Here is a 13,233-nt window from a genome sequence, read left to right on the forward strand (position 1 = left end):
AAGCTCGAACGCGCCGCGCGAGTGGTTTGCGCGCCCATGTCGGCAGGCTGGGCCAAGATTGATCAAGGGCAGGGTGATTGCAAGCCCAACCGACCTGCGGCGGCGCCAAGGCGCGGCTTGCTTGCGGAAAGGGGGCGGTTTGCGCTATGGCAGACGCGATCAGGAGACCGCGCAATGAGCCCCAAAACCACGCCATCCCCCATGCCCGCTCACGAGTTGGCCCCTCAAAGCGACGCTGTGGCCAGCGAGGCACCGGCGACCGTGCCCGCCAAAAAGCTGCATATCAAAACCTTCGGTTGTCAGATGAATGTGTATGACAGCGAACGCATGGCTGAGGCGATGGGCACAGAAGGCTACGTCCTAACCGATGATGCGGCGGATGCGGATATGGTGTTGCTCAACACCTGTCATATCCGCGAGAAGGCCGCCGAGAAGGTTTATTCCGATCTTGGCCGGTTGCGCGTTCTCAAAGAAGCAAAGCCGAGTTTGACGATCGGGGTCGCGGGCTGCGTGGCGCAGGCCGAGGGCGCGGAAATCCGTCGGCGGATGCCGTCGGTTGATTTGGTTGTTGGCTCGCAAAATTATCACCGTTTGCCGGCGATGGTGCGGGCAGTTGCGCGCGGTGAGCGACCCGTTGATACCGAATTTCCCGTTGAGGATAAGTTCGAGCATCTGCCCGAGCGCCCGATGGCGGCGCGCCCTGCGGCGTTTTTGACGGTGCAGGAAGGCTGCGACAAGTTTTGCGCGTTTTGCGTTGTGCCCTATACGCGCGGCGCGGAAGTGTCGCGTCCGGCGGGGCGCATCTTGTCCGAAGCGCGCAAGCTTGTAGAGCGTGGCGTGCGCGAAGTCACGTTGCTGGGGCAAAACGTCAACGGTTATCACGGCGCCGATCCATCCGGCACGGCGCATTGGAGCCTCGCGCAGCTCGTGCGGGCGCTGGCCGAAATCGACGGTTTGGCCCGTATTCGCTACACGACATCGCACCCGAACGACATGACGGAGGATCTGATCGCGGCGCATGGCGAGGAGCCCAAATTGATGCCGTATCTGCATCTGCCCGTGCAATCAGGATCGGACCGGATCTTGAAGCTGATGAACCGCAAGCATACCGCCGAAAGCTACCTTCACCTGATCGAGCGTATCCGCGCCGCGCGGCCCGATATCATGCTGTCGGGCGATTTCATTGTCGGGTTCCCGGGCGAGACGGATGAAGATTTCGAGGCGACGCTCAACCTTGTGCGGCAAGTGAATTACGGATCTGCCTATACATTCAAATATTCCGCCCGTCCGGGCACGCCCGCGGCGGACCGCCCGTTGATCGCGGATCACATCGTTGAGGCGCGCTTGCAGGCGCTCAAGGATCTCACGAATGCCCAGCAAGACGCCGGATTGGCGTCGATGGTCGGGCGAGAGCTTTCCGTGCTGATCGAGAAACGGGGCCGCAATGAGGGGCAGTGGGTGGGGAAATCCGATTACCTCCATGCGGTGCATGTGCGCGAAACGGATGATCGGCCGCTCGGTGCGGGTGTTTTGGCGCGTGTGCGGGTAACGCAAGCGCAAGCGAACTCCCTCACGGCTGAACTGGTTTAAACAGTTTCGCGTGCCGCGTGCATATCGGCCGGCCGCGGAGCCGCCTGCGAAATTGCGAATGCCTTGATCGTTGCTAGAATAACCGCTTTCGTCCCTTAAGGTAGTGTTTGTCCCGTTTATCGCTACAATATATGGGCGAAACAGCTTCCCATACGGCGGTTTTTAGGTAGAATGCTGGCAATTATGTGAACACGGTTGTGCTGCCTTCGATCAAGGCGAGCAGATAATGGTTATCAGGAGGCGAAAGCGGTGGATTATAAATTCTCCAAAGCTCTGAAATCGGTTGGTGGTCTTGTTTCGGTTGCGGCGTTCGCACTTGGAACGATGGCGGCTCCGGTTCTGGCGCAGGATTCGGTGCAGGAAAAATATGTTCCCACGATCTGGATCGATCCGGACGGGTGCGAGCATTGGGTCATGGATGACGGCGTCGAGGGGTATATGGATGCCCGCCAAACGCGCGACGGTCGCCCTGTGTGCCACCGTGATGTCTGCGGTGTCATCCCGACCGATCAGCTTTTCGCGACGGATAAATCCGCGATCACCGGATCCGGCCGCAAGTATTTGGAAAACTTTTTCCGCACCGCGCAGGCACGGTCCTTCATCATCACGGGCCACACAGACAGCCGCGCCTCGGATGAATATAACATGAGCCTGTCCAAGCGCCGCGCCACCACGGTGGCTGGTGTTGCGGAGGGCGTCGGGGCGTCTGTTCTCGCGGTAAACTGGTACGGCGAGCGGATGCCGCGCGCAACCAATGCGACCACAAAAGGCATGGCAGAAAATCGCCGCGTCGAAATCATCTGTGTAAAGTAAGGATAGAGACATGAACTTGCTCAAACCTCTCGTCCTGATCGGGCTCGCGGCGATCGTGTCGGGCTGCGCGAAGGGAGATGATAAATCCTATGACGCTGGCGTTGACAAAAAACACCTCAGCCAGCTGAAAGCGGGCATCTGGGTTGATCCGGAGGGCTGCGACCACTGGATCATTGACGACGGTGTCGAGGGCTACCTGACCCAGCGCGTAGATGATTACGGCAAGCCGATCTGTTCAGGTGCGGCGCCTGCGAACACCACCGTTGGTCCGTTCAAGCGGGGCTCCGATTTCTTCGATCCGCGTCCGGAACTGGTGACCGGCTAAGGATTTAGCGGGCGAAAGGGGGGCGACTTTGTCTGCCCGACCTCCCCGTGTGTTCGATGCAATAGATTTGAAAAGGCCGTGCGACTCTCGCGCGGCCTTTTGCTTTGGATCTCTGTAGGTCAGATAGCACGGCGGATCTGCGCAAAACGCGGGCAGTTTGTGAAGTCTTCATGAAATTTGAGGGGGGGTTAACCTAGGGCTTGCGGGTTTCGTCGGTCGGGTGCACCATACCTGTACACACTTAGTGCAAAGGAGTCGTTATTGGGCCTCAGCGCGATCACCCCCCCGCCCACCTCTCAAGATGCGCATGAAACGCTTCTCGAGTTTCCGGATAATCGGCTTTTGATCGAGCTTTGCGGGGAGTTTGACCGCAATTTAGCACAGATCGAGCATAAGCTCTCTGTTCATATCCTGCGACGTGGAAATCAAATCGCGGTGGTCGGATCGCCAGAGGTGCAAAAACAAGCGGCTGCTGTGTTGCAAGCGCTCTATGCGCGGCTTGAGACAGGCAAAGAGGTCGATGCCGCAGAGATTGAAGCCGCGATCCGCATGCATGATTTTGGCACAGATGCGGTGCGGATAGACGATCAGTTGGAAATGTTCGCCGCCGGTCACTTCGAGATCCGTACGCGCAAGAAACAGGTCGAGCCACGCACTGACGCGCAAAAAGCCTATGTGCGCAACCTGTTCCAAAACGAGATGGCCTTCGGCATCGGCCCTGCGGGGACCGGTAAAACCTACATCGCGGTTGCCGTGGGCGTCACGATGTTGATCGGCGGTCATGTCGAGAAGATTATCCTGTCGCGCCCTGCGGTTGAGGCGGGCGAACGGCTCGGGTTCTTGCCGGGCGATATGAAGGATAAGGTCGATCCTTACATGCAGCCGCTGTACGACGCGCTGAACGATTTTCTGCCGCAAAAACAACTCGCGAAGTTGATGGAGGATAAGCGCATCGAAATCGCGCCGCTGGCCTTCATGCGCGGGCGCACCTTGTCAAACGCGTTTGTTGTGTTGGACGAGGCACAAAACGCGACGACGATGCAGATGAAGATGTTTCTGACGCGTCTGGGTCAGGGCTCGCGGATGGTGATCACGGGCGATCGCTCGCAGGTCGATTTGCCGCGCGGCACGACATCGGGCCTGCGGGATGCGGAACGGATTTTGGAAGGGGTGAAGGGCGTCTCGTTCAATTACTTCTCGTCCAAAGACGTGGTCCGTCACCCGCTGGTTGCGCGCGTGATCGAGGCGTATGAGCGCGACGAAGCGCAAAGCTAAACTGGAGCGGATCGCTCCCCTCCCGCGCCGTGGTTTCGACCGCGGCGCGGGGTTCTATGCGCCCGTGACGGGATTGTCTTGCGAGCTCGCCCGCTTGCCCCTATGAGCAGACTAATGGAACAGCTTGTCGATATCGTCTTTGAGGACTCCCGCTGGGAAAGCTTCAATTTGCAACCGCTCGCGGATCGCGCCGCCCGCGCGACGTTTATCGCGCTCGGCTTCGGGCAAGAGGGCGACGCGTTCGCAGGGCATGAAGTGTCCTGCCTTGCCTGTGACGACGCGCGAATTGCGATCCTCAACGAGGATTTTCGCGGAAAACCCACGCCAACAAATGTTTTGAGCTGGCCCGCCGATGAGCTCGCGGCCGAGGTCGAGGGCGACATGCCTGACGCGCCAGATCTTGATGGCCCGTTTTCAGACGGGCTGGGCGATATCGCTATCGCATGGGAAACCTGCGAGCGCGAAGCCGCCGAACAGGGCAAATCGATGGCAGATCACGTGACGCATCTCATCGTCCATGCCATACTTCATTTACTTGGATATGATCATATTCGCGACGGCGATGCGACATTGATGGAAAATACCGAGGTCCGCATCCTTGCAACTTTGGGGCTTGCGAACCCATATGACTAAGACCCTCGGTCAGAGGGGGCCCGTTTGGGGCGAAGGTTTGCCCGTGTTGGGCTAATTTGAGAAGGTTTGATGGGACAGAGCGCAGAACGGTCGAGTGAGACTTTGGACGAGGGCGAGAGTACGCCTAGTCACTTATCCGCGAATAAAATGGCGGCAGATAAATCCGCGATGGAGGCCTTGGAGCCCAATCAATGGGCCGATGGTGAGGAGGGGGGGGATGCGTCCGCTGACGCCTCGAGCCGAGGCTTCTTTGGGCGAATTTTCGGGAGCAAATCCTCGGAAGAGGACACCCGCCCGCTCGAGGCTCCTGCGCCTCAAATCCTTCCGGGCATTGGGAATTTGCGTCGGATGCGTGTCGATGACGTGGCCTTGCCGAAGGTTGAGATCATCGCCGTGCCAGTCACGATCACGCGCGACGAATTGGTCGAGATTTTCCGCGAACACGGCTATTCCCGCCTACCGGTATTCAAGGACACGCTCGATACGCCGCTCGGATTGGTGCATCTCAAGGATCTCGCGCTTGAACACGGGTTCGGTGCGAGCTCGGGCCGGTTCTCTGTGCGCAAAATGATGCGCCCCTTGCTATACGTGCCGCCGTCGATGTCGATCGGGGTGTTGTTGCAAAAAATGCAAAGCCAGCGCACGCATATGGCGTTGGTGATTGATGAATATGGCGGCGTGGACGGCCTTGTCACCTTGGAGGATCTGGTCGAACAGGTCATTGGCGAGATTGAGGACGAGCATGACGAGGTCGAGGGCGATCTTTGGAAGGTCGAAAAGCCCGGTCAATACATCGTTCAAGCGCGTGCGCCACTTGACGAATTCGAAACCGAAATCGGCGCGAAGCTGAGTGAGGCGGATGAGGAAATCGATACGCTCGGCGGGCTTGTCTTCATGCTGCTGGGGCGGATTCCTGTGCGCGGTGAGGTCATTCCGATGGAAAACGGGGTGGAATTTGAGGTGGTCGACGCCGATCCTCGTCGTATCAAGCGGCTTCGGGTGCGTCTGCCTGCGGGATTGATCCCTCAGTGACGGAATTGGCCACCGGAGGTCGGGCGAAACTCTCGTCTGCGCTGCGGGGGCGGGAATGGCCATAGTTTAAGTGAGACCTGGATGACGCGGAACCGACTGTCCTTCCGGCGCAATACGGCTGCGCGTAGCTCGGGGTGGTTCCCGCTGTCATGGCGGCGGGCGCTGGGCGCGGCCCTGCTGGGTGCGATTATCGCAACCGGTCAAGCACCGTTGCAGTTTTGGGCGGTAACGCTGATTGCTCTGGTCGTGGCCTTGCGGGTAATGGCGCGCCAGCCGCGCCGCGTCGCAGTTTGGACGGGGTTCATGCTGGGGGCGGGCTATGGCGTCACGGCGATGTGCTGGATCGTCGAGCCATTCTTCGTGGAGCCAGAAATTTACGGCTGGCTCTCCCCTCTCGCAATCATCGGTATCGGCGCGGGCATGGGTGCTTTTTGGGCGTTCGGTGTCGGTGTGGGGCATATGTTGGGCGGCGCGCGCCCACTTAACCGCGCGGCTGGCATGGCGCTAGGGCTGCTCGCGGCGGAGTTCGGGCGTAGCTATCTGTTCACAGGGCTGCCTTGGGCGTTGATTGGGCATAGTTTTGTCGGGACGCCCGTCGCGCAACTCGCCGCCGTCATTGGTCCCCTGGGATTGAGCGCGGCGATGCTTTGCCTGTGCGTTTTGGGGGCGGTTCCGTCTGGCCGCTCGCGCAGTGTTGCCGCGCTGATCGGGGCGGCGGTGTTTGCGGGAGCATGGGCGTGGGGCGCGGGGCGCCTGGCCGCGCCGGTAGAGGCGGGCGTCGAGCCCCCCGCGACGGTGCGGTTGGTGCAACCCAATGCGCCGCAAGCTCTGAAATGGCGCGACGGGTTCGCGCGTATGTTTTTCGATCGCCATCTCTCGCTTTCCGCCGCGCCATTTGACGGCGCGCGCGGCGCGCGCGAACTGACACCGCCCATGACGGATATGCCCATTTTGGCGCAAGGCAAGCGGCCGGACTTGGTGATTTGGCCCGAAACGGCTGTGCCATTTTGGCTCGACGAGACGGGAACGGGGCTAGATCTCATCGCGCAGGCGACGGGCACGATGACCGCCTTGGGCATTCAACGCGCGCAGGGCGTCACATTCTTCAATTCGATGGCGGTTGTGACGGCGCAGGGGCAACTTGTTGATGTTTATGATAAATTCCATCTCGTGCCCTTTGGCGAATATGTCCCCTACGGTGATGCACTGGCGCGCTTCGGGATTACGGCTTTTGCTGCGCAGCAAGGCAATGGGTATTCGGCGGGCGAGGGGGCAAAGGTTCTGGATCTCGGCGCTGCGGGGGCGCGTGCATTGGGCAAGGTGCAACCTTTGATCTGCTATGAGGCCGTTTTCCCGCAAGATCTTCGCGCTGCGCCCGAACGCCCCGATTGGCTGATGCAGATCACGAATGATGCGTGGTTCGGGCAGCTTGTCGGCCCGCAACAGCACCTTGCGCAAGCGAGGCTGCGTGCGATCGAGCAAGGCTTGCCGATGCTGCGGGTTGCCAACACGGGCATCTCTGCGGTGATTGATGCGAAGGGCGAGGTTTTGGCGCAGCTTGGGATGGATCGTGCCGGACTGATCGACGCCGATCTGCCCGCCGCTTTGCCTCCCACGCCATATGCCAAGCGGGGCGACCTTCCGGTCTTCCTCGCGCTTCTCCTTGGCATGGCGGTGGTTTTCTTGCGGCGCCAGCGCGTGTAAGCCGCAATCAGGCGCCGCAACCGCAGCAATCTGCCTGATATAAATCCATTGTAACAAATGCTTGGCATTCGATCGAGATTTACCCATGTCAAAGTCATTGACCCTTCTGGGGATGCGCCCTAACTAAGTCCCTCAACCGTCACAACGGCTTCCTGACGTGACGGGGATCTCATACTGGAGCACTCTCAATGACACGCGATCACTACATCTTCACCTCTGAATCCGTTTCGGAGGGGCACCCCGATAAGGTCTGTGACCGGATTTCGGATTCTATTCTGGACGCCTTCCTCTCCGAGGAACCCAATGCGCGCGTGGCCTGCGAGACATTCGCCACCACCAACCAAGTTGTCGTCGGCGGCGAGGTCGGTTTGTCCGACAAGGCGCGGCTTGCGGAATTCATGGGCCGGATCGATGGCATCGTGCGCGATTGCGTGCGCGACATCGGGTACGAGCAAGACAAATTCCACTGGGCGACGTTGAACTTCGCAAATTACCTGCATCCACAATCGGCGCATATCTCGCAAGGCGTTGATAAGGACGGTGCCGGTGATCAAGGCATCATGTTCGGCTATGCGACGGATGAAACCGAGGCCTTGATGCCTGCGCCGATCCAGTATTCCCATGCAATTTTGCGTCGACTGGCGGAGGTCCGCAAATCAGGCGCGGAGCCGACCTTGGGGCCGGATGCCAAATCGCAGCTTTCCGTGCGGTACGAGAATGGCGTTCCGGTGGGCGTGACATCGATCGTGCTGTCCACCCAGCATGCGCATGAGAGCCAGACCTCGGACGATATCCGCAACATCGTTGAGCCTTATATCCGCGAAGTTCTGCCTGAGGGCTGGATTTCACAAGATACGGAATGGTGGGTCAATCCGACCGGCACCTTCGTGATCGGCGGGCCGGACGGTGATGCAGGGCTGACGGGACGCAAGATCATCGTGGATACCTACGGTGGCGCGGCGCCGCATGGTGGCGGCGCGTTTTCGGGCAAAGATCCAACCAAGGTTGACCGCTCAGCTGCCTATGCGGCGCGCTATCTGGCGAAAAATGTGGTGGCTGCCGGCATGGCCAAGCGCTGTGTCATTCAGGTGTCCTACGCGATTGGCGTCGCAAAGCCGTTGTCGATCTATGTCGATACGTTCGGCACGGGGACGGTTCCGGATCAAGAGATTGAGCGGGTCGTGGCGCAATGTATGGATTTGACGCCCAGGGGCATCCGCACCCACCTCGATCTGTGCAAGCCGATTTATGCGCGCACGGCCGCCTACGGTCATTTCGGCCGCGCACCAGAGGCGGACGGCGGCTTCTCGTGGGAGAAAACCGACCTCGTCGAGACGCTCAAAAAAGCGTTCTGACGCAAGGCTCCTGATTTGGAGAGGGGCGCGGGTTGCGCCCCTTTTCGCATTGTTCCCGATACGACTCACGCGAGGAGCCATCATGGCGCATACCGATACCTCCGGCCTGACGCAGCTCGGCGCTCAAACGGCCGCACCGCAATCCCCTGAGGAGGCCGTGCTCGAGCGCGTGCCCGCTTCGCACAAAGGGGCGGATTACATGGTGCGCTTTACCGCCCCTGAATTCACATCGCTCTGCCCGATGACGGGCCAGCCTGACTTCGCCCATATCGTGATTGATTACGTTCCTGATCAGTGGCTTGTGGAGAGCAAATCGCTCAAGTTGTTTTTGACGTCCTTCCGCAATCACGGCGCGTTCCACGAGACATGTTCGGTCGAGATCGCGAAACGGATCGTCGATCTGCTGGATCCAAAATGGCTGCGCATCGGTGCTTACTGGTATCCGCGGGGCGGGATTCCTATCGATGTCTTTTGGCAGACGGGGCCGCAACCCGCGCATGTATGGGTGCCAGATCAGGGTGTGCCGACCTATCGCGGACGGGGCTGACGGGGGCTTTGCGCGCGGCGCGGGGAAGGCGCGAAGGCGTCTGCCCACTTGACGTGGCGCGCTTTGCACCCTAGTGCCGCGCCCATGAGCGATAAAGATCACACCCCCGCCGCGCCAACTTCCTCTGACGCCGCCCCGCATCCCATGCGGCGCAATTTTTATGGTCGCCTGAAGGGCAAGACCATGCGCGCGAGCCAGAAAGAATATCTCTCCGAGGATCTCGGGCCGCTGACGCCGACAGGCATCAGCCTTGAGGATAACCCCAGCCGCGAGCAGATTGATCTGCGGGCGCATTTCGGCAATGACAATCCGGTTTGGCTGGAAGTGGGTTTCGGCGGCGGCGAGCATTTGGTGCATATGGCGGCCAAATATCGCGACATAAACATTTTGGGCTGCGAGCCTTATATGAACGGCGTCGCGATGTTGCTTGGCAAAATCCGCCGCGCGGGTGTGACCAACCTTGCGGTCTATCCCGGCGATGCGCGGGATTTGATGGAAGTGATTGAGGGCGGCTTTTTCGCAAAAGCGTTTTTGAACTACCCCGATCCCTGGCCGAAAAAACGCCACCACCGCCGCCGTTTCGTGACGCAAGAGCATCTCCAGCCGCTTTTCAACGTGATGAAATCTGGCGCGGAGTTCCGGATTGCGACGGATATCGCCGATTACGTGCGGCAGGCGGTGCAAGAAGTACCCAAGGCGGGCTTCAAAGCGCAGTTTAACGTGCCTGCGGAGTTCGACTTTGAAGATGCGCAAGAGGTTTCGGGCGATTGGGATCACGCGCCCGAGGACTGGATTTCGACGCGCTATGAGCAAAAGGCCCTGCGGGAGGGCCGCAAGCCCCATTACCTGACCTATCTACGCCCCTGAAGGGTCGTTTTTCGGGCCAAGTGTTGGGATAAAGCGATTATGATGCGGGCGGGGTAATTGTCGCCCGCTTTTTCATGCGCTAACACGGGGGCCAACTTATTGAGGGAGGCTCCTTATGTCTGGCCACGGCGAACCGATTCCGATGATGTCCCGCAAGGGGGGCGCTTTGACGGGCGTCGCGCAGGTGCCGGGCGATAAATCGATCTCGCATCGGGCGTTGATTCTGGGGGCGCTCTCGGTTGGCGAAACCAAGATCACGGGGCTTCTCGAGGGGCAGGACGTTCTTGATACCGCGAAAGCGATGCGTGCGTTTGGCGCCACGGTAACGCGTGAGGGCGAGGGCGCGTGGACCGTGCAAGGTGTCGGTGTCGGCGGGTTCAAAGAGCCAGAGGATGTCATCGATTGCGGTAATTCCGGCACGGGCGTGCGGCTGATCATGGGATGTATGGCGACTTCGCCCATCACCGCGACCTTCACCGGCGATGCGTCGCTGCGTAAGCGCCCGATGGGCCGTGTCACAGACCCGATTGCCTTGTTTGGCGCGAAATCGGTCGGGCGCGAGGGGGGGCGTTTGCCGATGACGGTGATTGGGGCGGCCAATCCGTTGCCGGTGCGCTACACCACGCCGATGGCCTCCGCGCAGGTGAAATCGGCGGCCCTTCTGGCGGGGCTGAACGCGCCCGGCCAGACGGTGGTGATCGAGAAAGAGGCGACTCGCGATCACACCGAGCGGATGCTGCGCGGCTTTGGTGCCGAGATCTCGACGCAAAAAACCGATGAGGGATATGTCATTACCCTCACCGGTCAACCCGAACTGAAAGGGCAAACGGTATCCGTGCCACGTGACCCGAGTTCGGCGGCGTTCCCTGTCTGCGCGGCGCTGATCGTTCCGGGGTCGGATATTCTTGTGCCGGGCGTTTCGCAAAACCCCACGCGCAACGGTCTGTTTACGACGCTTGTGGAAATGGGCGCCGATATCACGTTTGAGAATCCGCGCGAGGAAGGCGGGGAGCCGGTTGCCGATTTGCGGGTGCGCTACTCGAACCTTCATGGGATCGAAGTGCCTCCTGCGCGCGCGGCGTCAATGATTGACGAGTATCCGGTTCTCTCGGTGCTGGCCGCGAATGCCACGGGCACCACGGTGATGAAGGGTGTGCACGAGCTGCGCGTTAAGGAATCCGACCGGATCGATGCCATGGCGCGTGGGCTTGAGGCTTGCGGCGTGTCGATCGAGGAAGATAGCGACACGTTTATCGTTCACGGCCTCGGCGCAGGGAATGTTCCGGGGGGTGCTACGTGCAAAACGCATATCGATCACCGCATCGCCATGTCCTTCCTTATTTTGGGTCTCATCTCGAAACAGCCTATCTCGGTGGATGACGGCTCGCCGATTGCGACATCTTTCCCGATTTTCGAGGATCTGATGACGGGTCTGGGCGCGCAGATTGAGCGCACAGCGTGACCTGATCGGCGGCTTACGGGCCGCCGGTTGACGATATTTTGCCCGACCGCCTTGCGGTCAGATAGAACGCGACCGCGAGGCGGTCCCCATGACCTGTGCGCGTCCGGATGGAGCTTTGCCATGATTTTCACAGTTGCAATCGATGGGCCCGCGGCGGCCGGCAAGGGCACAATTTCGCGCGCGGTCGCGGCCCGTTTCGGTTTTCGGCATCTGGATACAGGGCTGCTCTATCGCGCGGTTGGGGCGAAGGGGGGCGATCCGATTGCAGCGGCGCAAAATCTCACCGCCGCGGATTTGAGCCGCGATGATCTGCGCAGCATGGAAGCGGGGCAGGCGGCTTCAAAGGTTGCAGCCATCTCGGAGGTGCGCGCCGCACTGATCGCGTTCCAGCGCGGTTTCGCCCGCGGTGAGGGCGGGGCTGTGCTTGACGGGCGCGATATCGGCACGGTGATCTGCCCGGAGGCGGAGGTGAAGCTCTATGTCACCGCGAGCGCCGAGGTGCGCGCGCATCGCCGTTGGCTCGAAGTTGGTGGAGTTGAGGCGCAGGTGCTTGTTGAGGTCAAAGAGCGGGACGACCGCGATATGAACCGCGCCGATGCGCCACTCAAGCCCGCGGCGGATGCCGTGATCATCGACACCTCGCACATGAGCATCGATGATGCGATCGACGCCGCATGTGCTGAAATATTGGCGCATCGGGCTTGAGGCCATCCTGCTCGGAACGCGCAGGGACTGTGCGCGAAAGCGCGTTGCGTGTGGCGCCGTGCGACGGGCATAAAGCGCGCCTGTTATGCGCGATCCGCGCAGCTTAAAAAGGCCGATCAGATGTTTATCGACAAGTTGAACTGGCGCTACGCCACCAAGAAAATGGACCCTGCGAAATCCGTCCCGCAAGATAAGGTCGATGCAATCGTGAATGCGATCAGCCTGACGCCGACCTCCTCGGGGTTGCAGCCGTTTGAAGTCTTTATCATCACCAATGACGAAATCCGTGCCAAAATCCAGCCGGTGTCTTGGAACCAGTCGCAGATCACCGAAGGCTCGCACCTTATCGTTCTGGCGGCGTGGGATAACTACACAGAGGCGCGGATTGATGCTGTTGTGGCGCAAATGGCGGCGGAGCGCGGCGGCCTGACCGATACGCTCAAGGGGTATTACGATAACCTCAAGGCGATGTATTTGCCGCGTGAGGCGGAGGTGAACTACCAGCACGCCGCCCGTCAGGCCTATGTCGCGCTCGGGTTTGCGCTTGCGGCCGCGGCGGAGCTTGAAGTTGATAGCACCCCGATGGAAGGGTTCGACCCTGACGCAGTGGATGAGATCCTCGGCCTGCGCGAGAAGGGCCTGCGATCGGTTATTTTGCTGCCTTTGGGCTACCGCGATGTCTCGGGTGACTGGCTCGCGCCGATGCCGAAAGTGCGTCGTCCTTTGGCCGATCTGGTGACGCATCTCGATTGATCGGGCGCTGATTTAAAACCGATGGGCGCGGCGGGGAAACCTATGCCGCGCCCTATTGCCATTCGGGCGGGGATAATCCTTGCGATATTGGGGAATCGGGCCTATACGGACGCGGTCTCAATGGGTCGGGCTTCGCTCGGCCTCTTTGGGGCATTCGCAACAAAAGACCGGC

General features: G+C 60.3%; 13 protein-coding genes and 1 riboswitch. All 13 genes read left to right on the top strand.

Annotated elements, in window-relative coordinates; all coding sequences use genetic code 11:
• The first annotated feature begins 174 nt into the window (after nucleotides 1–174).
• The 13 genes from miaB to SJY32_RS03205 all read left to right on the top strand — a co-directional run bounded on the left by miaB (nucleotide 175) and on the right by SJY32_RS03205 (nucleotide 13,061).
• Nucleotides 175–1,590: a tRNA (N6-isopentenyl adenosine(37)-C2)-methylthiotransferase MiaB gene (gene miaB, locus SJY32_RS03145; RefSeq protein ID WP_376871484.1), complete on the top strand. Its 1,416-nt coding sequence runs from the start codon at nucleotides 175–177 to the stop codon at nucleotides 1,588–1,590.
• A gap of 324 nt (nucleotides 1,591–1,914) precedes the next feature.
• A complete protein-coding gene (locus SJY32_RS03150) occupies nucleotides 1,915–2,403 on the top strand; it encodes an OmpA family protein (RefSeq protein WP_376877545.1) in 489 nt (162 codons plus the stop codon).
• Between the two features lie 10 nt (nucleotides 2,404–2,413).
• Nucleotides 2,414–2,728 carry a hypothetical protein gene (locus SJY32_RS03155; RefSeq protein WP_376871486.1) on the top strand — a complete coding sequence of 105 codons (315 nt, stop codon included), beginning with the start codon at nucleotides 2,414–2,416 and terminating at the stop codon, nucleotides 2,726–2,728.
• A gap of 261 nt (nucleotides 2,729–2,989) precedes the next feature.
• Nucleotides 2,990–4,003, top strand: a complete 1,014-nt coding sequence (locus SJY32_RS03160) for a PhoH family protein (protein ID WP_376871488.1) — start codon at nucleotides 2,990–2,992, stop codon at nucleotides 4,001–4,003.
• 114 nt (nucleotides 4,004–4,117) lie between these two features.
• On the top strand, nucleotides 4,118–4,636 hold the full coding sequence (ybeY, locus tag SJY32_RS03165; protein WP_376871491.1) for an rRNA maturation RNase YbeY: 519 nt from the start codon (nucleotides 4,118–4,120) through the stop codon (nucleotides 4,634–4,636).
• A gap of 147 nt (nucleotides 4,637–4,783) precedes the next feature.
• Complete coding sequence (locus SJY32_RS03170) at nucleotides 4,784–5,668, top strand: hemolysin family protein (protein ID WP_376877547.1); 885 nt, start codon at nucleotides 4,784–4,786, stop codon at nucleotides 5,666–5,668.
• Nucleotides 5,669–5,749: 81 nt separating this feature from the next.
• Nucleotides 5,750–7,372 carry an apolipoprotein N-acyltransferase gene (lnt, locus tag SJY32_RS03175; protein WP_376871494.1) on the top strand — a complete coding sequence of 541 codons (1,623 nt, stop codon included), beginning with the start codon at nucleotides 5,750–5,752 and terminating at the stop codon, nucleotides 7,370–7,372.
• A 133-nt stretch (nucleotides 7,373–7,505) separates the two neighbouring features.
• Nucleotides 7,506–7,554: riboswitch (SAM-SAH riboswitch) on the top strand.
• A 6-nt stretch (nucleotides 7,555–7,560) separates the two neighbouring features.
• Nucleotides 7,561–8,727 (top strand): methionine adenosyltransferase, encoded by a 1,167-nt coding sequence (gene metK, locus SJY32_RS03180; RefSeq protein ID WP_376871497.1) that lies wholly within the window; start codon nucleotides 7,561–7,563, stop codon nucleotides 8,725–8,727.
• An 82-nt stretch (nucleotides 8,728–8,809) separates the two neighbouring features.
• Nucleotides 8,810–9,274: a preQ(1) synthase gene (queF, locus tag SJY32_RS03185; protein WP_376871500.1), complete on the top strand. Its 465-nt coding sequence runs from the start codon at nucleotides 8,810–8,812 to the stop codon at nucleotides 9,272–9,274.
• A gap of 84 nt (nucleotides 9,275–9,358) precedes the next feature.
• Nucleotides 9,359–10,141 carry a tRNA (guanine(46)-N(7))-methyltransferase TrmB gene (locus SJY32_RS03190; protein ID WP_376871503.1) on the top strand — a complete coding sequence of 261 codons (783 nt, stop codon included), beginning with the start codon at nucleotides 9,359–9,361 and terminating at the stop codon, nucleotides 10,139–10,141.
• Between the two features lie 115 nt (nucleotides 10,142–10,256).
• The gene (gene aroA / locus SJY32_RS03195; protein ID WP_376871506.1) at nucleotides 10,257–11,603 is read left to right on the top strand and encodes a 3-phosphoshikimate 1-carboxyvinyltransferase; all 1,347 of its coding nucleotides are present in this window, start codon (nucleotides 10,257–10,259) and stop codon (nucleotides 11,601–11,603) included.
• Between the two features lie 120 nt (nucleotides 11,604–11,723).
• Entirely contained in the window at nucleotides 11,724–12,308 is a 585-nt protein-coding gene (locus tag SJY32_RS03200) for a (d)CMP kinase (RefSeq protein WP_376871508.1), read from the top strand.
• A 120-nt stretch (nucleotides 12,309–12,428) separates the two neighbouring features.
• Entirely contained in the window at nucleotides 12,429–13,061 is a 633-nt protein-coding gene (locus SJY32_RS03205; protein WP_376871511.1) for an NAD(P)H-dependent oxidoreductase, read from the top strand.
• Nucleotides 13,062–13,233 lie beyond the last annotated feature (172 nt).

This window comes from Albirhodobacter sp. R86504, from assembly GCF_042466415.1.
Taxonomy (GTDB): Bacteria; Pseudomonadota; Alphaproteobacteria; order Rhodobacterales; family Rhodobacteraceae; genus Albirhodobacter.